This is a genomic window from Pseudomonas sp. SWRI154 (assembly GCF_014268645.1).
GTDB classification, from domain to species: domain Bacteria; phylum Pseudomonadota; class Gammaproteobacteria; order Pseudomonadales; family Pseudomonadaceae; genus Aquipseudomonas; species Aquipseudomonas marvdashtae.
In genome coordinates this window covers 112,931-136,740 of sequence record NZ_JABWQW010000008.1, presented here as the reverse complement: position 1 = coordinate 136,740, position 23,810 = coordinate 112,931, and the positions used below count along the sequence as shown (strand labels likewise).

Annotated in this window: 23 protein-coding genes; 14 read left to right on the top strand and 9 right to left on the bottom strand. The window is 61.3% G+C overall.

Annotated elements, in window-relative coordinates; genetic code table 11:
• Nucleotides 1–7: 7 nt before the first annotated feature.
• Together HU806_RS09790 and HU806_RS09785 are read right to left on the bottom strand one after the other, a co-directional pair.
• Nucleotides 8–1,654 carry a Na+/H+ antiporter gene (locus HU806_RS09790; RefSeq protein WP_186611188.1) on the bottom strand — a complete coding sequence of 549 codons (1,647 nt, stop codon included), beginning with the start codon at nt 1,652–1,654 and terminating at the stop codon, nt 8–10.
• A gap of 183 nt (nt 1,655–1,837) precedes the next feature.
• On the bottom strand, nt 1,838–3,001 hold the full coding sequence (locus HU806_RS09785) for a type III effector protein RopAA (RefSeq protein WP_238350147.1): 1,164 nt from the start codon (nt 2,999–3,001) through the stop codon (nt 1,838–1,840).
• A 369-nt stretch (nt 3,002–3,370) separates the two neighbouring features.
• Between HU806_RS09785 and HU806_RS09780 the strand changes: the two genes are divergently transcribed.
• The 4 genes from HU806_RS09780 (at nt 3,371) to HU806_RS09765 (ending at nt 6,477) form a co-directional block, all read left to right on the top strand.
• Nucleotides 3,371–3,733: an ArsC family reductase gene (locus tag HU806_RS09780; RefSeq protein ID WP_186611186.1), complete on the top strand. Its 363-nt coding sequence runs from the start codon at nt 3,371–3,373 to the stop codon at nt 3,731–3,733.
• A 32-nt stretch (nt 3,734–3,765) separates the two neighbouring features.
• Nucleotides 3,766–4,800 (top strand): 2,3,4,5-tetrahydropyridine-2,6-dicarboxylate N-succinyltransferase, encoded by a 1,035-nt coding sequence (gene dapD / locus HU806_RS09775; protein ID WP_186611185.1) that lies wholly within the window; start codon nt 3,766–3,768, stop codon nt 4,798–4,800.
• A gap of 70 nt (nt 4,801–4,870) precedes the next feature.
• Nucleotides 4,871–6,076, top strand: a complete 1,206-nt coding sequence (locus HU806_RS09770) for an aminotransferase class V-fold PLP-dependent enzyme (RefSeq protein ID WP_186611184.1) — start codon at nt 4,871–4,873, stop codon at nt 6,074–6,076.
• On the top strand, nt 6,073–6,477 hold the full coding sequence (locus HU806_RS09765; RefSeq protein ID WP_186611183.1) for a SufE family protein: 405 nt from the start codon (nt 6,073–6,075) through the stop codon (nt 6,475–6,477). Before HU806_RS09770 ends, HU806_RS09765 begins: the two co-directional genes overlap by 4 nt.
• 14 nt (nt 6,478–6,491) lie before the next feature.
• Here the strand turns inward: HU806_RS09765 and tcdA are convergent, their stop codons facing one another.
• Entirely contained in the window at nt 6,492–7,310 is an 819-nt protein-coding gene (gene tcdA / locus HU806_RS09760) for a tRNA cyclic N6-threonylcarbamoyladenosine(37) synthase TcdA (RefSeq protein ID WP_186611182.1), read from the bottom strand.
• A gap of 190 nt (nt 7,311–7,500) precedes the next feature.
• Here tcdA and dapE point away from each other — a divergent pair, with 190 nt between their 5' ends.
• From dapE to HU806_RS09745, 3 genes are all read left to right on the top strand, one after another.
• The gene (dapE, locus tag HU806_RS09755; protein WP_186611181.1) at nt 7,501–8,652 is read left to right on the top strand and encodes a succinyl-diaminopimelate desuccinylase; all 1,152 of its coding nucleotides are present in this window, start codon (nt 7,501–7,503) and stop codon (nt 8,650–8,652) included.
• Nucleotides 8,652–9,461 carry a putative RNA methyltransferase gene (locus tag HU806_RS09750; protein WP_186611180.1) on the top strand — a complete coding sequence of 270 codons (810 nt, stop codon included), beginning with the start codon at nt 8,652–8,654 and terminating at the stop codon, nt 9,459–9,461. Before dapE ends, HU806_RS09750 begins: the two co-directional genes overlap by 1 nt.
• 84 nt (nt 9,462–9,545) lie before the next feature.
• Nucleotides 9,546–9,923, top strand: a complete 378-nt coding sequence (locus HU806_RS09745; RefSeq protein WP_186611179.1) for a hypothetical protein — start codon at nt 9,546–9,548, stop codon at nt 9,921–9,923.
• 105 nt (nt 9,924–10,028) lie between these two features.
• Here the strand turns inward: HU806_RS09745 and HU806_RS09740 are convergent, their stop codons facing one another.
• Entirely contained in the window at nt 10,029–10,238 is a 210-nt protein-coding gene (locus tag HU806_RS09740) for a cold shock domain-containing protein (RefSeq protein WP_186611178.1), read from the bottom strand.
• A gap of 238 nt (nt 10,239–10,476) precedes the next feature.
• Between HU806_RS09740 and plsB the strand changes: the two genes are divergently transcribed.
• The 5 genes from plsB (at nt 10,477) to HU806_RS09715 (ending at nt 15,776) form a co-directional block, all read left to right on the top strand.
• Entirely contained in the window at nt 10,477–12,975 is a 2,499-nt protein-coding gene (gene plsB, locus HU806_RS09735; protein WP_186611177.1) for a glycerol-3-phosphate 1-O-acyltransferase PlsB, read from the top strand.
• Between the two features lie 198 nt (nt 12,976–13,173).
• On the top strand, nt 13,174–13,773 hold the full coding sequence (locus tag HU806_RS09730) for a hypothetical protein (RefSeq protein ID WP_186611176.1): 600 nt from the start codon (nt 13,174–13,176) through the stop codon (nt 13,771–13,773).
• A 182-nt stretch (nt 13,774–13,955) separates the two neighbouring features.
• Entirely contained in the window at nt 13,956–14,468 is a 513-nt protein-coding gene (locus tag HU806_RS09725) for a YbaY family lipoprotein (RefSeq protein WP_186611175.1), read from the top strand.
• Nucleotides 14,469–14,651: 183 nt separating this feature from the next.
• On the top strand, nt 14,652–15,056 hold the full coding sequence (locus HU806_RS09720) for a YbaY family lipoprotein (protein WP_186611174.1): 405 nt from the start codon (nt 14,652–14,654) through the stop codon (nt 15,054–15,056).
• Between the two features lie 30 nt (nt 15,057–15,086).
• Nucleotides 15,087–15,776: a DUF4197 domain-containing protein gene (locus HU806_RS09715; protein ID WP_186611173.1), complete on the top strand. Its 690-nt coding sequence runs from the start codon at nt 15,087–15,089 to the stop codon at nt 15,774–15,776.
• Nucleotides 15,777–15,845: 69 nt separating this feature from the next.
• Here HU806_RS09715 and HU806_RS09710 read toward each other — a convergent pair whose 3' ends face one another.
• The gene (locus HU806_RS09710; RefSeq protein ID WP_186611172.1) at nt 15,846–18,911 is read right to left on the bottom strand and encodes an efflux RND transporter permease subunit; all 3,066 of its coding nucleotides are present in this window, start codon (nt 18,909–18,911) and stop codon (nt 15,846–15,848) included.
• 6 nt (nt 18,912–18,917) lie between these two features.
• Nucleotides 18,918–20,018: an efflux RND transporter periplasmic adaptor subunit gene (locus HU806_RS09705; protein WP_186611171.1), complete on the bottom strand. Its 1,101-nt coding sequence runs from the start codon at nt 20,016–20,018 to the stop codon at nt 18,918–18,920.
• Nucleotides 20,019–20,112: 94 nt separating this feature from the next.
• Here HU806_RS09705 and HU806_RS09700 point away from each other — a divergent pair, with 94 nt between their 5' ends.
• The gene (locus HU806_RS09700) at nt 20,113–20,748 is read left to right on the top strand and encodes a TetR/AcrR family transcriptional regulator (RefSeq protein WP_186611170.1); all 636 of its coding nucleotides are present in this window, start codon (nt 20,113–20,115) and stop codon (nt 20,746–20,748) included.
• Between the two features lie 13 nt (nt 20,749–20,761).
• Here HU806_RS09700 and HU806_RS09695 read toward each other — a convergent pair whose 3' ends face one another.
• Nucleotides 20,762–21,541, bottom strand: a complete 780-nt coding sequence (locus HU806_RS09695; protein WP_186611261.1) for a class I SAM-dependent methyltransferase — start codon at nt 21,539–21,541, stop codon at nt 20,762–20,764.
• A 94-nt stretch (nt 21,542–21,635) separates the two neighbouring features.
• Between HU806_RS09695 and HU806_RS09690 the strand changes: the two genes are divergently transcribed.
• A complete protein-coding gene (locus tag HU806_RS09690; protein ID WP_186611169.1) occupies nt 21,636–22,256 on the top strand; it encodes an energy transducer TonB in 621 nt (206 codons plus the stop codon).
• Nucleotides 22,257–22,259: 3 nt separating this feature from the next.
• Here HU806_RS09690 and HU806_RS09685 read toward each other — a convergent pair whose 3' ends face one another.
• Nucleotides 22,260–22,958 (bottom strand): extensin family protein, encoded by a 699-nt coding sequence (locus HU806_RS09685; protein ID WP_186611168.1) that lies wholly within the window; start codon nt 22,956–22,958, stop codon nt 22,260–22,262.
• Nucleotides 22,959–22,974: 16 nt separating this feature from the next.
• Nucleotides 22,975–23,796: an isocitrate lyase/PEP mutase family protein gene (locus tag HU806_RS09680; RefSeq protein ID WP_186611167.1), complete on the bottom strand. Its 822-nt coding sequence runs from the start codon at nt 23,794–23,796 to the stop codon at nt 22,975–22,977.
• Between the last annotated feature and the right edge of the window lie 14 nt (nt 23,797–23,810).

Genomic DNA, 23,810 nt, shown 5'->3' with positions numbered 1-23,810 from the left:
CCAACTTCTATTTCCCCAACCCCAAATTCGCCTCCGCCAAATCCAGCTCCCCCAACACCTCACGCAACACGTCATCGCCAATCTGGTGTTCACGACTGAGGCGATACAACTCCAGTCGCTGCGCCCGATAAGCCTTCAAACGCAGCCGGCGTTCCAGCAGGTCCATTTCGAACGCCAGGGCCTGGGCTTCGGCGGAGTCGTTGAACACCTCAAGTTGATGGCGATATTCGGACATCAGCCGTGCCTTGACCTCGGTCGCCAGCGCGGCCTGGGCCGCATCCGGTGTATTGGGCAACTCGCTCGGCTCCTCCACTTCCAACGCATGGATCGCCGCTTCAGCGGTTTTGCGCCATGCATCACGCACTTCGTTGCGACGTTTGTCGTTGGGGCTTTTCTCGATACCTCGCAGCAGCAATGGCAGGGCGATGCAGGCCGCAACCAGCGATAACAGAATCACCCCGGCGGCGATGAAGATCAGCAAATCCCGCTCGGGAAACGCCTCGCCCGCCCCCAGCAGCAACGGCACCGACAACACGCCCGCCAGTGTTACCGCCCCACGGACCCCGCCAAACGTCAGCAGCCAGCAAGAGCGCGCAGTCGGCACCAGGGTCAACTCGCCCTTGCCGCGCCAGCGGCGCAGCAGTCCAGACAAGCGCCAGATGCTTTGCACCCAGACAAACCGCAATACCAGCAACACCAAAAAAATCGCCACCACGTCCAGGCAGCGGTAGAACAGCGTTGGCCACAGCGTCGTCTCGTGGCTGGTCACCGCCTTGATGATGTCCGGCAGTTGCAAGCCCAGCAGCAAGAAGATCAAGCCATTGAAGGCGAATTCCAGCAGCGACCAGACGCTGCGATTGAGCAGCCGCGTACCGGTCTGGCGTGGCAGCAGGTCGAGCCAGCTCTGCATCATGCCCGCCGCCACCGCCGAGAGAATGCCCGAGGCGCCCAAGCGTTCAGCCAGCACATACGCGGCAAACGGCAGCAGCAACATGAACACCACATGGGTGGCTGGATCGTCCCAGCCGCGAGCTACCATCCACGCCCGCAAGCGCCCCACCAGCCAACTCAGGGCCACACCCACCAGCAGGCCACCGAGCGCGACCAGGACGAACGCCAGGCTGGCATTCGCCAAGGAGAAAGCACCGGTGATAGCCGCCGCCAACGCAAATTTGAATGTCACCAGGCCCGACGCATCGTTCATCAAGGCTTCGCCCTGGAGCATGTGCATCAGCGGTGCAGGCAGGCGGTCCCGGGCGATCGCCGAGACCGCCACGGCGTCGGTCGGCGATAACACGGCCGCCAAGGCGAAGGCCACCGGTAACGGGATACTCGGCAGCAACCAATGGATGAAATATCCCGCCCCCACCACCGTGAACAACACCAACCCCACCGCCAGCGTCAGGACCGGCCCGCGCAGGCGCCAGAGCTCGCGCTTGGGCATGCGCCATCCGTCGGAGAACAGCAGGGGCGGAAGAAAGAGAAACAGGAACAACTCGGGATCGAGCGCCACATGCAGCCCCAGGGACGGCCAGGCCAACAAGGCACCGGCGCCGATCTGCACCAGGGGCAACGGGAGCGGGACCAGCCGTCCGATCAGGCGTGAAACGCCCACCAGCATCAACAGGATCAGGACGGTATAGGCGCTTTGCATAACGGACTTCCAATGACAGCCATACACATCTCCGGCAACAGCTGGCCGGCGAAGTGCCATATTAACTGTCAAGGTGGACCGCTACCCTTGCACATTGGTCGCACCGCAGCGGCGTCAATGCGCAGCCGTCCGCTGGCCGCTCCTAACCTCCACGCGGCAGGAGCGACCGGCGATCATCCGAAGCTAAACAGCTCGCTCCGCGGCACTGAGGGTCGAGCGGGCCGAGACAAAATCGACGCTGTCACCCTCATTGTCGCTATCTTCCTCGATCCGTTCAGCCGTCGATGCCTCGACCAATGGCAACATCCCCTGCAGCTCATCTGGATGAGCGGGACCGGCGGATAGCCTGTCCAACGCGGCAGAAGCCTTGTCCGCCAACGGCTGGGTCATCACTCCTGTTGTAACCCAAGCGGCGAGCACCGGCGCCATCGTCGCCGTGACAGTCGCCTTGCCAGCCGCCGCAATACCCGCAGGCGAGAACCCGGCGTTCCTGGCCGCGTTGACAGCAGCGGTCTGGGCCATGCCGATCGCAGTAATACCGCCGGCCAACGCGCCGAGCCCACTGACCAGGCCAGTCGGCGTCACCAAGGCTTGCAGCGATTTGCTGCTATCGCGCATCGCGTCCAGCGGCAGGCTGCCGACCCGCTTCGCAATGCCCATCGCAGCACTTCCCACGCCATAATTCTTGAGGTCCTTGTAACGCTGATGCCAGTCTTGGCGCCCCAACAGGTATTCCGGGCCAACCCGATGTTTCGATTTATCGATGGAATGTTGCAGGTCATAGGCGGCCATGCCCGACAGCGGAGAACCGATGGCAGCTATTACAGAATCCACCTTGCTGCCCGTTTGCGCATCGACGGTCTTCGTCACAACGGGTTGGATAACCGTGCGCAACACGTTTCGCGCAGTGAAGGTCTGGAAAGTCAGGCTGCCTTCGACAGCCTGGGTCGTCAGGCTCGGCTTCACCGCCTGGGCGGCTTCCTGCATGACAGGCTCCAAGTCGGCATTTTCGGCCACCAGCCACTGGGTGTCGCTGGTGGCGCGTTTCATCACGCCATTACCGACCGTGTCGGTGGCGCTGCTGACCAAGCCGGCAATCGCCGACAGCGCCAACGGAGCTGTAATCGAGCCATTGCCGGTCACCGCCGGGGCGAAGTCCAGCGCGATGGAGGCCGCGCCGAAGGGAACTGAACGAAGGAATCCAACAGTGTCATGGGCCGCGCGATCCAGCCGCGAGCCTTTGGTCAGCACGGCATCGACGCTTTGCGCGGTTTCGCCATCGTTGGCCAAGGTCCGCGAACGATCGTCTATCAATGCCTCGAAAGCCTCGCGATTGGCTCCATTCATATGCGGTTCGAATACCCTGGTGAGCTGGGCCTTGATTTCACCCGTGCGATTTGCCAGGTCCTGTTCAGCCGTGACAGGGCCGATCGGGACGGATGCAGTGGTCCCGGTGGAAGATCTTGTTGAAAGGGGCGGGAGTGTTTCTTGCGATTGATTCGTCAATGTAGGGCGCGGTGTCAGCGGGATGGAATCCATGGGCGGGGCCTCTCGTGCGCAAAAGTGCGGGATTTACCTGAGCTGTGTGGCCGTCACCGCGCCATCGGTTCCGCCTCGTCCGATCCGCCGCGACAGTCGAGGCACTGATTGGAACGACGTGGCATAATCGTCGGCTGATTTTCAGGACGATACCGGGAACGTTTTGGGGGAGCATTCATGCCCAATGAAAACAAGCACTTACAGCTTTTCGGCATCAAAGCCTGCGACACGATGAAAAAGGCCCGCACCTGGCTCGATGAACACGCGGTGCGTTATGACTTTCATGATTACAAGATTGCCGGCATCGACCGTGAGCACCTGACCCAATGGTGCAACGAGCATGGCTGGCAAGTGGTGTTGAACCGTGCCGGTACGACCTTTCGCAAACTCGACGACGAACGCAAAGCCGATCTCGACCAGACGAAAGCCATCGAACTGATGCTCGCCCAACCCTCGATGATCAAGCGTCCGGTGCTTGATCTCGGTGACCGAACCCTGATTGGCTTCAAGCCAGATATTTATGCGGCAGAGATCAAGTAAGCCTGCCCAGTCCATTTTGTAGAGGTAATTTCATGTCCACTACCCTGTTTAGCCTGGCCTTTGGTGTCGGCACCCAAAACCGCGAAGGCGCCTGGCTGGAAGTATTCTACGCACAGCCGCTGCTCAACCCGTCGGCAGACATCGTTGCGGCTATCGCGCCGATTCTTGGCTACAGTGCAGGCAACCAGGCCATCACGTTTACCACGGCCCAGGCCTCGCAATTGGCTGATGCACTCCGGAGCGTCGATGCCGCGCAAGCCAAGCTGCTGACCCGCCTGGCTGAAAGCCACAAGCCGCTGGTCGCCACCTTGCTGGCCGAAGATGCCCAACTGAGTTCCACCCCTGAGGCTTACCTCAAGCTGCACCTGCTGTCCCATCGCCTGGTCAAGCCCCACGGCCTGAACCTGGCCGGCATCTTCCCGCTGCTGCCGAACGTGGCCTGGACCAGCCAGGGCGCTATCGACCTGGCCGAACTGGCTGAGCACCAGCTCGAAGCCCGCCTGCGCGGCGAGTTGCTGGAAGTGTTCTCGGTGGACAAGTTCCCGAAAATGACCGACTACGTGGTCCCGGCCGGCGTGCGTATCGCCGATGCCGCGCGTCTGCGCCTGGGCGCCTATGTGGGTGAAGGCACCACGGTGATGCACGAAGGTTTCGTCAACTTCAACGCCGGCACCGAAGGCCCGGGCATGATCGAAGGCCGCGTCTCGGCGGGCGTGTTCGTCGGCAAGGGTTCTGACCTGGGCGGCGGTTGCTCGACCATGGGCACCCTGTCGGGTGGCGGCAACATCGTGATCAAGGTCGGCGAAGGTTGCCTGATCGGCGCCAACGCCGGCATCGGCATCCCGCTGGGCGACCGCAACACCGTGGAGTCGGGCCTGTACGTGACCGCCGGCACCAAGGTCGCCCTGCTGGATGAAAACAACCAACTGGTAAAAGTGGTCAAGGCACGCGACCTGGCCGGCCAGCCCGACCTGTTGTTCCGCCGCAACTCCGAGACCGGCGCGGTGGAATGCAAGACCCACAAATCCGCCATCGAGCTGAACGAAGCACTGCACGCACACAACTAAGCCGCGTGCCAATGGAGCGGCCGGGCGCGTATCATCGACGCCCGGCCCGCCCAAACGAGTCCTGATCACCATGTTCCTGCCCTCACCCTGGCGTGCCGACTTTCCGGCCATCGCCGCCCTGCAACGGCAAGGCCAGACCTACCTGGACAACGCCGCCACCACACAGAAACCCCAAGCCTTGCTGGACGCCCTGGCGCATTACTATGCCAATGGCGCGGCCAACGTGCATCGCGCGCAACACTTGCCGGGCGCCCTCGCCACCCAGGCGTTCGAGGACAGTCGCCTCAAGGTTTCCCAGTGGCTCAATGCGGTGGACTGCGGCCAGGTCATCTTTACGCATGGCGCGACTTCGGCGCTGAACCTGTTGGCCTACGGGCTGGAACACCTGTTCAACCCAGGCGATGAAATTGTCGTCAGCGCCCTGGAACATCACGCCAACCTGCTGCCCTGGCAACAACTGGCCGAGCGCCGCTCGTTGTCGCTGGTGGTGCTGCCGCTGGATGCCGACGGGGTAATTGACAAGAGCGCTGCCGCCGAGCTGATCGGCCCGCGCACCCGCCTGCTCGCGGTGAGTCAGTTGTCGAATGTCCTGGGAACCTGGCAACCATTGCAGGCATTGCTGGCGATGGCCAAGGCCCAGGGAGCGCTGACGGTAGTCGACGGTGCCCAGGGCATCGTCCATGGCCGTCATGACGTGGATGCGCTGGGCTGCGACTTCTATGTGTTTTCCAGCCACAAGCTTTATGGCCCCGAAGGCTTGGGCGTGCTGTTCGGTCGCACCGAAGCGCTGGGCCAATTGCGCCATTGGCAGTTCGGAGGCGAGATGGTCCAGCAAGCCGATTATCACCACGCCACGTTCCGCCCGGCACCGCTGGGTTTTGAAGCAGGTACACCGCCCATAGCCAGCGTGATCGGCTTGGGGGCGACGCTCGATTACCTGTCCGATATCGACGGGCAAGCGGTCATCGATCATGAACGAACGCTGCATGACTATTTGCTTCACGGCCTGCGAGCTCGCAACGGCGTTCGTCTTGTGGGCGAGCCGCAGCTGGCCCTGGTCAGCTTTGTTGTCGACGGCATCCACAACGCTGATTTGGCGCACCTGCTGACCGAGCAAGGCATTGCCGTGCGCGCCGGGCATCACTGCGCCATGCCTTTGTTCAAACACCTGGGGCTGTCCGGGGCGATCCGGGTTTCGCTGGCGCTGTACAACGATTCCGCCGACATTGAACGGTTCTTCGACGCGCTGGATCAGGCCCTGGAGATGCTGCGATGAAACTGCCTGCCGACGCCGCCGCGGCGCTGCAGATTTTCCAGGACGCGTCAGGCTGGGAACAACGCGCGCGGCTGTTGATGCAGTGGGGCGAGCGCCTGGCGCCATTTAGCGACGAGGACAGATGCGATGCAAACCTCGTCAGTGGTTGTGAAAGCCAGGTATGGCTGCTGGGCCGGCTAAATGACGGGCATTGGCAGTTTTCCGCGAGCAGCGATGCGCGGCTGATCCGGGGGTTGGTGGCGTTGCTGCTGGCGCGGGTCAACGGGCTGACCGTTGAAGAGTTGCGGCAGGTGGATTTGCCAGGTTGGTTCAATCAGCTGGGATTGTCGCGACAGCTGTCGCCGTCGCGTAGCAATGGGTTGAATGCGGTGCTAAAGCGGATGCGCGAACTGGCGCAATAACCTGTGGTGAGGGGTCACTGTCCGGGCTTAAGCCTGTCAGCCGGCCGCCGCACACCCGCCACGATCTTATCCACAGCCTTGGTCGCCGCGACCATGCCGAACGTCGCCGTCACCATCATCACCGCGCCAAACCCGCCGGCGCAGTCGAGCTTGACGCCGTCGCCGACGAAACTCTTCTGCAGGCAAATGCTGCCGTCCGGCTTCGGGTAGCGCAGTTGTTCCGTGGAGAACACGCACGGTACGCTGTAGTGGCGGGTGACGGTTCGGGAAAAACCGTAATCGCGGCGCAAGGTGGAGCGCACCTTGGAGGCCAGCGGATCATTGAACGTGCGGTTCAGGTCGCAAACCTGGATCAACGTCGGGTCGATCTGCCCGCCCGCGCCGCCAGTGGTGATGATCTGGATCTTGCGACGCTTGCACCAGGCGATCAGCGCGGCCTTGGCGTTGACGCTGTCGATGCAGTCGATCACGCAATCGATGTTCGGCGTGATGTACTCGGCCATGGTCTCGCGCGTAACGAAGTCTGCCACCGCGTGCACCGTGCAATCGGGGTTGATCCCGCGAAGCCGCTCGGCCATCACCTCGACCTTGGGCTTGCCGACGGTGCTGTCCAGAGCGTGCAACTGACGGTTGGCATTGCTGACGCAGACGTCGTCCAGGTCGAACAGCGAAATCTCGCCCACGCCACAGCGGGCAATGGCTTCCGCCGCCCAGGAACCGACACCGCCGACGCCGACAATCGCCACATGGGCCGCCCGCAGGCGCTCCAGGCCTTCAATGCCGTACAAACGGGCGATACCGGCAAACCGTGGATCTTCTGTACTCATGACCATTACCCCAAAAACCGGCGCGCATTATAGGGCTTTGCCTGAGCAATTTAAGCAAAACCTCGGTGGTTTTTGTGGCCAAACTGACCGGCACCTGAGCCCACCGTTATCGTTTTGCTATAAGATAACCGCCATTTCGCGCGAGCCATCCCGCGCTTATACAAGCCTTGCGTTCACACTATATTCCGGAGCTTTCATGACGGCCCACGCCGACCTCTCGCCGACCCTGCAACTTGCCTGCGACCTGATCCGCCGCCCGTCCGTGACGCCGGTGGATGCCGATTGCCAGAAACTGATGATGCAGCGCCTGGGCGACGCCGGTTTCAAGCTCGAGCCGATGCGCATCGAGGATGTGGATAACTTCTGGGCCAGCCATGGCAAGCATGACGGACCGGTGTTGTGCTTCGCCGGGCACACCGATGTGGTGCCGACCGGTCCGGTACAGGCTTGGCAGCTCGATCCATTCGATGCCATCATCGACGAACAAGGCATGCTCTGCGGCCGCGGCGCGGCGGACATGAAAGGCAGCCTGGCGGCGATGGTCGTGGCGGCCGAACGGTTCGTCGCCGACTACCCGGACCACAAGGGTACGGTGACTTTCCTGATCACCAGCGATGAAGAAGGCCCGGCCCACCATGGCACCAAAGCCGTGGTCGAACGCCTCAAGGCCCGCCAGGAACGATTGGACTGGTGCATCGTCGGCGAGCCGTCGAGCACCACCTTGGTGGGCGATGTGGTCAAGAACGGCCGTCGCGGTTCCCTCGGCGCGAAGCTGACCGTGCGCGGCAAGCAAGGCCACGTGGCTTATCCACACCTGGCGAAGAACCCGATCCACCTCACCGCGCCGGCCTTGGCCGAATTGGCCGCCGAGCATTGGGACCACGGCAACGACTTTTTCCCGCCGACCAGTTTCCAGATCTCCAACCTCAACTCCGGCACCGGCGCGACCAACGTGATCCCGGGTGACCTGGAGGCGGTGTTCAACTTCCGTTTCTCCACCGAGTCCACCGTCGAAGGCCTGCAACAGCGCGTCGCCGATATCCTCGACAAGCATCAACTGGACTGGCACATCGACTGGGCGCTGTCCGGCCTGCCGTTCCTCACCGAGCCGGGTGCACTGCTCGACGCGGTGTCGTCGAGCATCAAGGACGTCACCGGTCGCGAGACTCAAGCGTCTACCAGCGGCGGCACGTCCGACGGTCGTTTCATCGCCACCATGGGCACGCAAGTGGTAGAACTGGGGCCGGTCAACGCGACCATCCACCAGGTCAACGAACGCGTGTTGGCGGCCGATCTCGACGTGTTGACCGAGATCTACTACAAGACGCTGATCAAGTTGCTCGCCTGATGCTCGCCTGCCCGATCTGCAGCGAACCGCTGAACGCGGTGGACAATGGCGTGGCCTGCCCGGCCGGGCATCGTTTCGACCGCGCGCGCCAGGGTTACCTGAACCTGCTGCCGGTGCAGCACAAGAACAGCCGCGACCCCGGCGACAACCAGGCCATGGTCGAAGCTCGCCGCGACCTCCTCAACGCTGGGCACTACGCCCCGGTTGCCCGGCGCCTGGCCGAACTGGCAGCCGAACGCGCGCCCGGGCGCTGGCTGGACATCGGTTGTGGCGAGGGTTATTACACGGCGCAGATCGCCGAGGCATTGCCCAACGCCGACGGCTACGCCCTGGACATCTCCCGCGAGGCGGTCAAGCGCGCCTGCAAGCGCAACCCGCAACTGACTTGGTTGATCGCCAGCATGGCCCGGGTGCCGCTGGCGGATGGCTGCTGCCAATTCCTCGCCAGCGTCTTCAGTCCATTGGACTGGCAAGAAGCCAAACGCTTGCTCAGCCCCGGCGGCGGCCTGATGAAAGTCGGTCCCACCGCCGGCCATCTGATGGAGCTGCGTGAGCGGCTATATGACGAAGTGCGCGAATACACCGATGACAAGCACCTGGCCCTGGTGCCGACGGGCATGGTGCTCAATCACAGCGAAACTCTCGAATTCAAGCTGACGCTCGACAGTGGCCAGGACCGCGCCAACCTGCTGGCGATGACGCCCCACGGCTGGCGCGCCAGTGCCGAACGCCGCGCCAGCGTGATCGAGCAGGCCGACCCGTTCGAGGTCACGGTGTCGATGCGCTACGATTATTTCGTTCTTCAATAACCTTTTTATTCCGGACCTCGGGCAAACCGTCCGGGGCCAGTTAAATCCGCGAATGGATTTTTCAAGACCGCAGCGAGGACATCCATGCGCCAACCCGATATCGAGATTTACCTCAAAGACGCCGACGTCGACCACAAGGCCATCGCCGGCTGGCTCGGCCAGGCCCTGGGCCCGTGCAGCGATTGGGTACAGAAAGGCCAGACCTACAAATGCAAGGCCGGCAACGTCCCGGTGACCTGGCTGCCCAAGGCCGTGGGCAAATGGAACAGCCTGTACCTGGAAAGCGACCAGACCCCGTGGGAAGACGACATCGCCTGCGCCCGCGCCGCCTTCGCCGCGTTGAACGTGGAGGTGCGCTGCGCGCCGGGATCGTGGGTGGAAGAGGAAGGCGAGGAATCGGCGGATCGCTGGATCCGGATCAGTGCCGATGGTGAAGAAGAGATCACTTGGAAGACGGCCTGATTGCCCCGGTGGGCATATGCCCACATGTCGATGCCGCATCAAAAAATCCCCTGCGCAGCGAGTATCTTCGCTGCGCAGGGGATTTTTCATGGCTAACGAGGCGAGTTACAACCCCACCACATCCTCAGCCTGCAAGCCCTTCTGCCCTTCCACCACTGCGTATTCGACCTGCTGGCCTTCAGTCAGCGAACGGTGGCCGTCGCCCCGGATCGCGCGGTAATGCACGAACACGTCCGCCCCGCCTTCACGCTGGATGAAGCCATAGCCTTTGGCGTCGTTGAACCACTTCACACTGCCGGTTTCCCGTGCTGCCATGATGCTCACTCCCATTTCTTATTGTTAGGTCGGCTTTTCCTGCTCAGTTGCAAAAGGCAAAGCCGTACGAACTTCAATCACTGTCTGGCCGTCCATGGAGGAGGCCAGGGCAGTAACGGCCGAGTATATGACACAGGGAAAAACTCTCAACTGACTTTACTTCGGCGCTTTTTTGCCGATTTTCGGTGAATCCGGCACACTAGCGCCGCTTGTTCTTATCCACTCATGCAGAAGCCGTATGACCCGTTCCCCGTTCCGCCGTCTTGTGTTTGGCACCTTGCGCCGACTGTTGTACCTCTGGGTTCGCTCCGAGACGATCAACCAGTCGTCCTTCACTCTCAACCTCGACCGCAGTCGTCCGGTATTTTACGTTCTGCAAGACCCGTCGCTCACCGACCTGGCGGTGCTCGACACCGAGTGCACCAAGGCCGGCCTGCCGCGCCCCGTCCTGCCCGTATCGGTAGGCGACCTGTTGGAACCAGCAGCGTTCTTTTACCTCACACCGGCGCCGGACTGGCTCGGGCGCCAGGACAAACGCGGCGCGCCACCCACCCTGACGCGGCTGGTCGATGTGCTGACCCACAACGCCGCCGAAGACGCGCAGATCATCCCGGTCAGCGTGTTCTGGGGGCAGTCGCCCGACAGCGAATCCAGCCCGTGGAAGCTCTTGTTCGCCGACAGTTGGGCCGTCACTGGACGCCTGCGCCGCCTGTTGAGCATCATGATCCTTGGGCGCAAGACCCGCGTGCAGTTTTCTGCCCCGATCCATTTGCGCGAGCTGATCGAACACGACAAGGGCCACGAGCGCACCGTGCGCATGGCCCAGCGAATCCTGCGGGTGCACTTTCGTAATTTGAAAGCAGCGGTCATCGGCCCGGATATCTCCCACCGGCGCAATCTGGTCAAGGGACTGCTGAACCAGCCGCTGGTCAAGCAGGCTATTCTCGACGAGGCCGAACGAGAAAAGATTCCCGCAGAAAAAGCCAAGGCCCAGGCCCTGCGCTACGGCAACGAGATCGCCTCGGACTACACCTACACCGCGATCCGGTTCCTTGAAGTGGTGCTGAGCTGGTTCTGGAACAAGATCTATGACGGCATCAAGGTCAACCACATCGAAGGCGTGCAGAACGTCGCCCAGGGCCACGAAGTCATCTACGTGCCGTGCCACCGCAGCCATATCGATTATTTGCTGCTGTCGTACCTGCTGTTTCGCAACGGCCTGACCCCACCGCACATCGCCGCCGGCATAAACCTCAACATGCCAGTGATCGGCGGCCTGTTGCGCCGTGGCGGGGCGTTCTTCATGCGCCGAACCTTCAAGGGCAACCCGCTCTACACCGCCGTGTTCAATGAATACCTGCACACGTTGTTCACCAAGGGTTTCCCGGTGGAGTATTTCGTCGAGGGCGGCCGCTCGCGAACCGGACGCATGCTGCAACCCAAGACCGGCATGCTCGCCATCACCCTGCGCAGCTTCTTGCGATCGTCACGCATGCCGATCGTGTTCGTGCCGGTGTACATCGGTTATGAGCGCGTGCTGGAAGGCCGAACCTACCTGGGTGAATTGCGCGGCGCCAGCAAGAAGAAGGAGTCGATCTTTGACATCTTCAAAGTCATCGGCGCCCTCAAGCAACGCTTTGGCCAAGTCGCGGTGAATTTCGGCGAGCCGATCAAACTGGCGGAGTTCCTCGACAGCGAGCAGCCGGATTGGCGCGAGCAGGAGCTGGGCCCGCAGTTCAAGCCGGCCTGGCTCAACGCGACCACCCACCGCCTCGGCGAACGCGTGGCCCGGCACTTGAACGAGGCTGCCGCTATCAACCCGGTCAACCTGGTCGCCCTGGCGTTGCTGTCCACCAGCCGCCTGGCCCTGGACGATCAGGCCTTGGCCCGCGTGCTCGACTTGTATCTGGCGTTGCTGCGCAAAGTGCCATATTCGCCTCATACCACCCTGCCCGAAGGTGACGGCCGAGCACTGATCGACCATGTCAAGGGCATGGACCTGCTGTCGGAACAGAGCGATGCCTTGGGCAAGATTCTGTATCTGGATGAGCAGAATGCGGTCCTGATGACCTACTACCGCAACAATGTCTTGCACATCTTTGCCTTGCCGGCATTGTTGGCGAGTTTCTTCCAGAGCAGCTCGCGCATGAGTCGCGAGCTGCTCCTGCGCTACACCCGAGCCTTGTACCCCTACTTGCAATCGGAGTTGTTCATCCGCTGGTCGCTGGAAGAGCTGGACGCCGTGGTCGATCAATGGCTCGAAGCCTTCGTCGAACAAGGCCTGCTGCGTTTCGAAAAAGACCTGTACCTGCGGCCGGCGCCGAGCTCGCGGCATTTCGTGCTGCTGACCCTGCTGTCAAAAAGCATCGCCCAGACCCTGCAGCGCTTCTACATGACCGTCTCGCTGCTGCTCAACAGTGGCCAGAACAGCATCAGCGCCGAAGAGCTGGAAGATCTCTGCACGGTCATGGCCCAACGCCTATCGATCCTGCATGGCCTGAATGCGCCGGAATTCTTCGACAAGAGCCTGTTCCGCCATTTCATCCAGACGATGCTCGACCTCGACGTGTTGCGCCGCGACGAGGCCGGTAAACTCGGCTACCACGAACTGCTCGGCGAACTGGCCGAAGGCGCGGCCAAGCGGGTGCTGCCAGCAGAGATTCGCCTGTCGATCCGCCAGGTGGCGCTGTACCGAAGTGAAGATGCTATGGAGATCGCCGTCAGTCCCGACATTTGACCTTGGGCCATCCACTCACCGTGGACCAGGGAACGGTTCCGGTGGGCGGTATTTCCCGGATCTCCCGACGCAGCTGTTAAAAAAGTCGACCCTGAAACGTGTAACTTATCGACAACTAATTTTTGACCAGCAAACTTTTCCAATTAGTTGACCCATGCCTTAATAAGCTTACTCAAACACGACGATAAGGATATCGAAATGAGCCTATTGAAGAACGAATCGAATACACGGGTCGGCCTCACCTTCAGTTTGCCCCCTGACTTCCACGCACCTGTCGGCGGCGCTCAGGAAACGGTTATCGACATTCAAATGATCAATAACCCATTACAACCGATTGAGATTGGAAGCTGGCGCTATGCCTCGATAGTCGAAGGTGAGTGGACTTTCTGGTTCGCCCACCCGTACGCGAATATCGGTATTCAATATCGGGTTCATATACAGCTGTTCCACGACAACAGACCATTGCTTCTGCGACAACACTACTCCGTGATCGTCAACAATACACCTCATCGTGAAACCTTACATTTGAGCCCTCTTGGGCACCTATATGTAAGTGTTCAGCAACCTCGTGATATACCGGCGGAAGAAGCCGTCACGGTTTGCTTGCATGAAGCCGGCCAACCGGAGGCCGAGTTGGTGCGTGTCACCCAGGACGAACACCGTGCCACGTCGTTCTACCTGAAATATGATCCGGACAAAATCCTCCCAGGCAAATATTATTCATTGACCAGTACCGACAACAAGTACAACCACACTCTTAGCGTTTCCCCCGGACTTGTCCAGCTGTTGCCAGAATGACAGCGACGATGCCAGACAAACTAAAGAGTTACGCTTGCGGAACAGTGCACACCCTTTGGATAAATCTAAAAACCATACGCCATATCATTAAATCAGAAACGTCCTACAGATATTCCCCCAGCAAACCCGTACCTTCAACGGCACGCCAATGACGGCGCTAATTTAATAATGGATTTATAAACATGACCACTTACACTGTTCCCTGCATCGCTTACTATTTCGAAAAAATCGCCTTACCCTCGAATTCGACACTGTACGCTTCCTTAGAGGATATCAGCGTGGCCGATTTACCCTCCAAGCCAATCGCCAGTTGCGTCATTGAGCATGCAGAAAGCGCAGGGCTGGGCTTCGAACTTCTGGTGCCAGCATCGGCAATCATTGAGGGACATAGTTACGCCATACAAGCACGCATTGAAGCCAATGGCGAACTGATGTTCACCACCACGGAAAGCCATCACGTCGAGCCTGGCGCCAACTATCTGCGCCCAATCGAAGTGCTGCTGCACATCGCCAACAACGGCGGCCAAGGCTCCAATGTCAGCGGTGGCCAGGGTTCCAACAGCAACGGCGGCCAGGGCTCCAATGTCAGCGGTGGCCAGGGTTCCAACAGCAACGGCGGCCAGGGTTCCAATGTCACCGGTGGACAGGGTTCCAACAGCAACGGCGGCCAGGGTTCCAACGTGGCCGGCGCCTAAGGCGATGATCGACAGGTTGACATTCGTCTAAACCTGGCGCCAGCATCATCCGTTGACTGTCCAGGCGCCCGCGCTGAACTCTAAAGTCGCGACATGAAGTGATGTGTGGATGCTTGGGTATAAATCCGCTTGATGCTCGTTGATGCCAGTTTATTGCTAGCATCAACGAGCAGGTGCCTTCCAATGAAAAAGTTCGCTCTGCTTGTATCCATTGCCTTACTGGCGGCTTGCGAATCGCTTTCGCCTTCTGCCCCATCCGCCACGAGCCTCGACGGCGAAGTGTACTATCTGCAACGCATCGCCTTGCCTCCCACCGCCATTTTGACCGTGAGCTTGCAAGACGTTTCGCGGGCCGACGCGCCAGCCGTGATGCTCAATGAGCAGCAGGGCCTGGTCAAAGGGCAGGTCCCATTACCGTTCAAGCTCAGTTATGATCCGGCGCAGGTCAAGCCCGGCCATCGTTATGCCGTGAACGCCCGCATCGAAGTGGACGGCCAACTGATGTTCATCACTACTGAACAGCACGCCGTACAGCTCGATGGCACGGATCCGCAGCCGTTGAAGATTCGCGTCAACGCCGCGCGCTGATTCCTTTCAAACTTCTTCAAGGAAGCTGCCATGCTCCGCTCTACCCTTCGTTTTACCGGCCTGTGTGCCGGCCTTTTGATCTGCGCCAACGCCGTGGCCCTGTCCTTGAGTGATCTTTCCCAGAAAGACGCCACGGGCGGTCTCAAGGACGCATTGACCCAAGGCGCCCAGATCGCCGTCAAGCAATTGGGTACACCCGGCGGGTTCAGCAACAACCCGGACGTGAAGATCGAATTGCCCGGCAAGCTGGGCAAAGTTGCCAGCAAGATGAAGGCCTTCGGCATGGGTGAGCAGGTCGATCAACTGGAAACCAGCATGAACCAGGCTGCCGAAGCCGCAGTGGTCCAGGCCCAGCCGATCCTGGTCGACGCGGTAAAGAACATGAGCGTGACCGATGCCAAGGGTATCTTGAGCGGTGGGAACGAATCGGCCACCCAATACCTGAACAAAAGCAGCCGCGAGCAGATCCGCGCCAAGTTCCTGCCCATCGTCAAGCAAGCCACCGACAAGGTCGGCCTGGCTCAAAAATACAACGCCTTCGCCGGTCAGGCTGCAACGCTCGGGGTGCTGGATGTCAAAAGCGCCAACGTGGAAAACTACGTGACTGAGCAGGCGCTGGACGGTTTGTTCGAAATGATCGGCAAGCAGGAAGCCACCATCCGCCAGAACCCGGCGGCTGCGGCGACCAGTTTGGCGAAGAAGGTTTTCGGCACCCTCTAGGATTCAGCACAAAACACCTGTGGCGAGGGAGCTTGCTACCTCACCACAGAATCGGTGTGCCCCGGTTGATCAGGTCTTCTTGACCCTGAACCACGCCGCATACAACGCCGGCAAAAACAGCAGCGTCAACGCTGTCGCCACGATCAAGCCACCCATGATTGCGACCGCCATCGGCCCGAAGAACAGGCTACGCGACAGTGGGATCATCGCCAGCACCGCCGCCAATGCGGTGAGCACGATCGGGCGGAAGCGCCGCACCGTGGCTTCGATGATCGCCTGCCACGGCGCGAGTCCCGCCTTGATGTCCTGTTCGATCTGGTCCACCAGGATCACCGAGTTGCGCATGATCATGCCGGACAGCGCGATGGTCCCCAGCATGGCGACGAAACCGAACGGCTGGCGGAACACCAGCAGGAACAGCGTGACGCCAATCAGCCCCAACGGAGCGGTGAGAAACACCATGGCCGTGCGTGAAAAGCTGCGCAGTTGCAGCATCAGCAAGGTCAACACCACCACAATGAACAGTGGCACACCGGCGTTAACCGACTTCTGGCCACGGGTCGAGTCCTCTACAGTGCCGCCCACCTCAAGCAAATAACCGTCCGGCAGTTGCGCGCGAATCGGCTCCAGGGTTGGGAAAATCTGCTGCACCAGGGTCGCCGGTTGTTCCTTGCCGTAGATATCAGCCCGGACGGTCACACTCGGCAAGCGGTTGCGGTGCCAGATCACGCCCTCTTCAAAGCCGTATTCCAACGTCGCGATCTGCGACAGGGCAACGCTTTTGCCGTTGTCGGTCGGCACCGCCAGGCTCGGCAGCAACGACAGCTCCGTGCGCTCGTGTACCGTACCGCGCAGCAGGATCTCGATCAGTTCGTTGTCTTCCCGGTACTGGCTGACGCTGGAACCGGTGAGGGAGCTGCGCAGGAAACTCGCCAAGTGCGCCGTGCTGACACCCAGGGCCCGGGCGCGGTCTTGGTCGACGTTCAGGTACACCACCTTGCTCGGCTCTTCCCAGTCCAGATGCACGTTGACCACGTAGGGGTTTTCGCGAACTTTCGTCGCCACTTTCCGCGCCAGGACCCGAACCTCTTCGATGTGTTCGCCCGTGACGCGAAATTGCACGGGATAACCGACCGGTGGGCCATTTTCCAGGCGCGTGACCCGCGAGCGCAGGGTCGGGAATTGCTCGTTCAGGGTCGAGATCAACCAACTGCGCAACGGTTCGCGGTCTTCAATGGTCTTGGCCAGCACCACGAACTGGGCGAAGCTGGAGGCCGGCAGTTGTTGATCCAGCGGCAGGTAGAAACGCGGTGAACCGGTGCCGACATAAGCCACGTAATTGTCGATGCCGGCATGGTCCTTAAGCAGCGCCTCCAGGCGCTTGACCTGCTCGGCGGTGTTGCTCAGGGAAGCGCCTTCCTGCAGCTTCAAGTCGACCATCAGCTCCAGCCGCCCCGATGCCGGAAAGAACTGCTGCGGCACGAACCGGAACAACGCCACCGAGCCGATGAACAACAGCACGGTCAGCAAGATGACGGTTTTGCGGCGACGCACGCACCACTCCACCATCCGCCGGACACGCTGATAAAACGGCGTGCCGTAAGGGTCGGGCTGGCCGTCAGTCGTGCCATGTTTGGCCGCGTGAATTTTCGCCAGGTCCGGCAGGAATTTTTCCCCCAGGTACGGCACGAACACCACCGCAGCCACCCAGGAGGCGACCAACGCCAGGGTCACGACCTGGAAAATCGAACGGGTGTATTCACCGGTGCCCGATTGCGCGGTGGCGATCGGCAGGAAGCCGGCCGCTGTGATCAACGTACCGGTGAGCATTGGAAACGCCGTGCTGGTCCAGGCATAGCTGGCCGCCTTGATCCGGTCGAAACCTTGCTCCATCTTGATCGCCATCATCTCCACCGCAATGATCGCGTCATCCACCAGCAGCCCCAGGGCCAATACCAGCGCGCCGAGGGAAATCTTGTGCAGGCCGATCCCCAGGTAATACATCGCCGCGAACGTCATCGCCAGCACCAGCGGAATCGCCAGGGCCACTACCATCCCGGTGCGCAGCCCCAGGGAGAAGAAGCTCACTAACAACACAATCGTCAGTGCTTCCACCAGCACCTGGACGAACTCACCGACCCCAGTCTTCACCGCCGCAGGCTGGTCCGACACCTTGCGCAACTGCATGCCCGCCGGCAGGGTGTTCTGGAGACGGGCGAAGTCGACCTCAAGGGCCTTGCCCAGAATCAGGATATCCCCTCCTTGCTTCATCGCCACGGCCAGGCCAATGGCGTCTTCGCCCATGAAGCGCATGCGTGGCGCCGGCGGGTCGTTGAAACCGCGGCGCACGTCCGCGAGGTCGCTGATACGGAACGTACGATCGCCGATCCGGATCGGGAAATTGCGGATTTCTTCCACCGCCTGGAAATTCCCCGAAACCCGAAGCTGCAATCGCTCGCTGCCCGTTTCGAAGAAGCCTGCGGTGGAGACCGTATTTTGCTCTTCAAGGGCCTGCTGGACCGCCGCCAAGGGCAGACCGAGGGTTGCCAGCTTCACGTTTGACAATTCGATCCAGATCTTCTCGTCCTGCAAGCCGATCAGCTCGACTTTGCCCACATCCTTGACCCGCTGCAGCTGCAGCTGGATGCGATCGGCGTAGTCCTTGAGCACGGCATAGTCGAAGCCGTCTCCGGTCAGCGCATAGATATTGCCGAAGGTGGTCCCGAATTCATCGTTGAAGAACGGCCCCTGGACATCCGGCGGCAGGGTGTGGCGGATATCGCCGATCTTCTTGCGCAACTGGTACCACAGCTCGGGAATCTGCGCCGAATGCAGGGAGTCGCGCGCCGCGAAAGTCACTTGGGATTCGCCCGGGCGGGAGAACGAGACGATCTTTTCGTAATCGCCGGTTTCCATCAGCTTCTTTTCGATGCGCTCGGTGACTTGGCGTGACACTTCCTCGGCCGTCGCCCCCGGCCATACCGTGCGAATGACCATGGCCTTGAAGGTAAATGGCGGGTCTTCGCTCTGGCCAAGCTTGGTGTAGGAAAGCGCGCCGACGATTGCCAGCAACAGCATCAGGAACAGTACGATCTGGCGGTTACGCAACGCCCATTCGGAAAGATTGAAGCCCATCGGGGATTACTCCTTGGCCGCCAGGTTGACCACGCGGTTGGAGCGATCCACCGGCCGGACCTGCTGGCCGTCGAGGAGCACGTGCACGCCTGCGGCCACCACCCAGTCACTCGCACTCAGGCCTTCGAGCACCGGCACGGTCTCTTCGCCGAAGGCACCGATGCGGACCGGGACTTTCTTGAGCGTGTTGTCAGGGTTGACCACCCAGACGTAGGTGGCGCCATTCTCGGCAGTGAGAGCGGAAAGCGGTACTGACAGTGGGGCCTTTTCCGCAGTCTGGATAAACACCCGCGCGCTCTGTCCCAGTTCCGCCGGGACGTTGCCCGCGGTAAAGGCGACCCGTGCAGCGAAGGTGCGGGATTTCGGATCGGCCGCCGGGGAGAGTTCGCGGATGCGTCCGCTGAAGCGTTGATCGGGCTGGCTCCACAGCTCCACCGAAACCGGCTGGCCGATCTTGAAGCGGCCGAAACCTTGCTCCGGCAGGCTGATCAGCACCTCACGCTCGCCGTCGGTAGCGAGCGTGAACACCGTTTGTCCGGCGGACACCACTTGCCCAACTTCCACGGAACGACGGGCCACTACGCCGTCCTGGGGCGCACGCAGCACCGAATAACTGGCCTGATTGCTGGCGACGTCGAACTCCGCCTTGATCTGCTTGAGCCGCGCGGCACCGGAGCGATAGAGGTTCTCGGCGTTATCGTATTGGGAACGGCTGACCATCTGCCGTTCCATCAAGGTCTTGTAGCGGTCACGCTCGGCTTTCACCAGGCTCAGGTTGGCCTCGGCGGCGGCGACCTGGGCGCGGCTCGCTTCCAGTTGCAGGCGCACGTCCTCGGGATCGAGTTCCGCCAGGGCTTGGTTGGCCTTGACCCGCTGTCCCTCCTCGACCAGCCGTCGGCTCACCTTGCCACCAATACGAAAGGCCAGGTCCGGCTCGAACCGCGCACGCACTTCGCCGGGATAACTGTCCGTCGCCTGGCTCGAAGGCTCTGGCTTAACCACCATGGCCGGGCGGATGGCGACGGACACCGGCTCATCCTGGCCACACGCGGACAATAAAAAAGCCAGGCTGATTGGCGCGGCGAGGGGCAGGACATAGCGGAACATGGTGGATGACCTTTCGCTAATGGTGCTTGGAATAATTATACTGGCGGGTATGTTATTAATAGCAAACTCACCAGTCCAGTATTAAAAGCGAATAATGTCGAACAATCCGTCTCCCCCCAACGGCCCCGGTCGCCCCAAGGATCTGGCCAAGCGCCAGGCCATTCTCGACGCGGCGAAACGCCTGTTCCTGAGCCTGGGTTACGCCAGCACCAGCATGGACGCCGTGGCGACCGAGGCCGGCGTGTCGAAGTTGACGGTGTACAGCCACTTCAACGACAAGGAAACCCTGTTTTCCGCCGCAGTGATCGCCAAATGCGAAGAGCAGGTGCCGCCGCTGTTCTTCGAATGGGCTGACGGCGTGCCGATTGAACACGTGCTGCTGAACATCGCACGTGGCTTCAATCAATTGATCAACAGCGACGAGTCGGTGAACCTGCATCGGTTGATGCTGGCGCTGGGCAGCCAGGATCCGAAACTCTCAAGCATCTTCTACGAGGCCGGGCCGCAACGAATGCTGTCAGGGATGGAACGGCTGCTGATCAAGGTCAACCAGAACGGCGCATTGAGCATCGACAAACCCAGAAATGCCGCCGAGCACTTTTTCTGCCTGATCAAGGGTGCCGCGAATTTCCGGTTGCTGTACGGCTGCGATGGGCCGCAGGACGCTAAAGCGGCCGAGGCCCATGTGCAGGAAGTGGTGGGTTTGTTCATGCGGGCATATCGGCCTTAGCCACCGGGGAGCCTCAAGCCTTGAGCGCCTTCTTCGGGTAGATGTCGTAGCGACTGGACTTGCCTTCGAGCCCATGGCTCGGCTTCGGTCCTTCGATACAAGGCGCCTTGCGTGGCCGTTTGACCACCACCCTGTGGGTCGCCAGTGCCAATGCAGCGGCCAACAGCGCAGGGGCGTCGTTGTCATCGCCCACCAGAGGCCGGAACAGACGCATCTCCTTCTTCACCAGGGCGGTTTTCTCTCGATGGGGAAACATCGGGTCCAGGTAGATCACCTGGGGCGGCTCGCCTTGCCAGTTGCGCATCACCTCGATGGAGTTGCCCTTGAGCAAGCGCATCCGCGCCACGATGGGCGCCACATCGAAATCTTCCGCGCCCCGCGCCAAGCCATCCTCCAGCAAAGCCCCAATCAGCGGCTGGCGCTCGATCAGGTTCACTTCGCAACCCAGGCTCGCCAGCACGAACGCGTCCTTGCCCAATCCGGCCGTGGCGTCGAGCACCCGTGGGCGCACACCCTGGGCGACACCGACCGCCTTGGCGATCATCTGGCCACTGCCGCCGCCGTACAAACGACGATGGGCGGCGCCACCCTCGACGAAGTCCACACGCACCGGCCCTGGCGCATCCGGCCCCAGTTGCTGCAATTGCAGCCCCTGCTCGCCGACCTGCAAGGCAAACTCGCCAGCGTCCATTTGCAAAGGCAGGCCAAGCCGCTCGGCCCACTGCTCGGCCCGCGGTTGGAAGGCAGTGGCCAGGGCCTCGACGTGGATGCGACAGGCTGCGGATTGCTCGATCATGAAAACACGCTCAAAAAATTAAGGATCGGCAAAAACGGCCGATAACAACGGTGAACGGCATTTTGCCAGAGCTGAGCGTCGACCGAGAAAAATGTCAGACATTCAATCCACATCGATAGGCGTTATCTCCCCTTACGGCGATTACAGCCTGCGTAACACCCAAACGCTGAGCGGCGTCAGTCACCTGTGGCAGGATTTTTTCGCCCGGGCCCTGGCCGATCAACTGGGTGATGACGCACCGGCACCTGGCAGCTACCAGCCAGTGCCCCTCGATGAAGCGGTTGAACCGACCCTCGGCGCCGAGCTGCTGGCGCACATCATCAGCCAGCGCACCTGCGACGTGACCGAAACCCAGGTCAAGCCGCCTGAACCGCTGTTCCTGCCGATCGCCGAGTTCGAACTCGACCTGCTCGACAAGCCCTTCCCGCCCTTCCCAGCGGAAGAAATCGTCGCCCAGCAAGAACAGCAGAACTTCGAAAGCAGCTGGGTTCGCCCACTCGTCCTTACCGCCGGCCAACCGCTGCCGGAGCCCGGCCCGGCGCCGCAGCCGCGTCCATTGCACCTGCCAATCGCCGAGTTCGAACTCGACCTGCTGGACAAGCCGTTCCCTCCGTTCCCGGACGAAGAATTGGTGGCGCAACAGAAACAACTCGACTTCGATACCCGCTGGGCGCGCCCGATCGTGCTGCAGAACCTGCGGATCGCTGCCTGATTCTTATCGACAGATCCACCACGGCCCCACATCCAAGTGGAAATGGTTGCGGTGTGCGGCGTTGTAGTCAGGACTCAAGACCACACTGAACATGTCGCAGGCGCCGTCGCGCACCTGACGCAGGAATTGCGCATCAGTGCCCTCCTTCGGCCAATCCCGTAGCACGCTGACCGTCCGCCCGTCGGCCAGGCGAAACCCGGCAATATCCAGCGCGCTGGCAGTGGCGTGTTGACTACGCGCGCCCGTTTCACGGCCGTACATGTTGCGGCAGGCAAAGCTGCCCAAGTGATCGACCCGCGTAACTTTCTGCCCGTACACCGTCGCCGCCACCGGCTGCAGCGCATGTCGCTCGAACAGCGCGAAGGCCACCGCCAGCGGGCAACTGGCGAGAAAACTGCTGCTCAGCGCCACCTCACCGCCCTGCACCCTCAACACGTTGGTCAACGGACACGAAGTATTCGCGCCGCTGTCCGCCTGGCGAGCCGTGCGAAGCCCCGACGTCGCGAGCGCCTGGTCACACAATTGCGGATCGTTGCGCAGGGCCATGAGCTTGTAGCGGGTCAGCAGATTCGGCGGCGCTTTCACGTCCAGCGGCGCCCAGGGGTTCCATTGCGGCGGCACGGCCAGCCAGCCGCGCCATACCGCCAACACTGCGACGCCAGCGATCAGCGCCAATACCATCAGTCCTTTCAAAAACCGCACGACAACGCCTCGGGCATCAGCCCTTGAATAATTGATTGGCCTGGCTGAAAGGCATCGAGCGACGCGTGAAGGTGAAGGTCCCCTGCCGCTGGATTTCCTCGGCAGCGCGGAAGAATTCGCCATATGCCGCCAGCGCGAGGGCCGATCCGACACTGATGCGCTTGACACCCAGTTCGCTCAATTGCGCCAGCGTCAGGTCCAGCGCGCCGGACATCAGTACGTTAACGGGCTTGGGCGCCACGGCACGGACCACCGCCAGGACTTGCTCGGCGCTGCTCAGCCCCGGCGCGTACAGTACGTCGGCGCCGGCGTCGGCGAAGGCTTTCAGGCGCCGTATCGTGTCGTCCAGATCGGGCCTGCCATGCAGGAAGTTTTCCGCCCGCGCGGTCAGCAGGAAAGGGAAAGGCAGACTGCGCACCGCCTCAGCGGCGGCCTTGACCCGAGCCACTGCGTGCTCGAACGCATAGATCGGGTCGTCTTCGCGGCCCGTGGCGTCTTCGATGGAGCCACCCACGGCCCCAGCTTCCGCCGCGCGGAGCAAACTGCGGGCGCAGTCTTCGGGCGCATCGGCAAAACCGTTCTCCAGGTCGACGGCCACTGGCAGGTCCGTGGCCGCAACAATCGCTCGCACATTCGCCAGCGTGTCATCCAGGCCCAGGGCGCCGTCAGGTCGTGCCAGGGAAAAAGCGTGACCGGCACTGGTCGTAGCCAATGCTTCAAAGCCAAGGCTGGCGAGCATCTTTGCCGAACCGGCATCCCATGGATTGGGAATGACAAACGCCCCTTCGCGTTCGTGCAAGGTCTTGAACGCCTGGGCTCGTCGGGTTTGCGCATCCATCAAAGTCGCTCCTG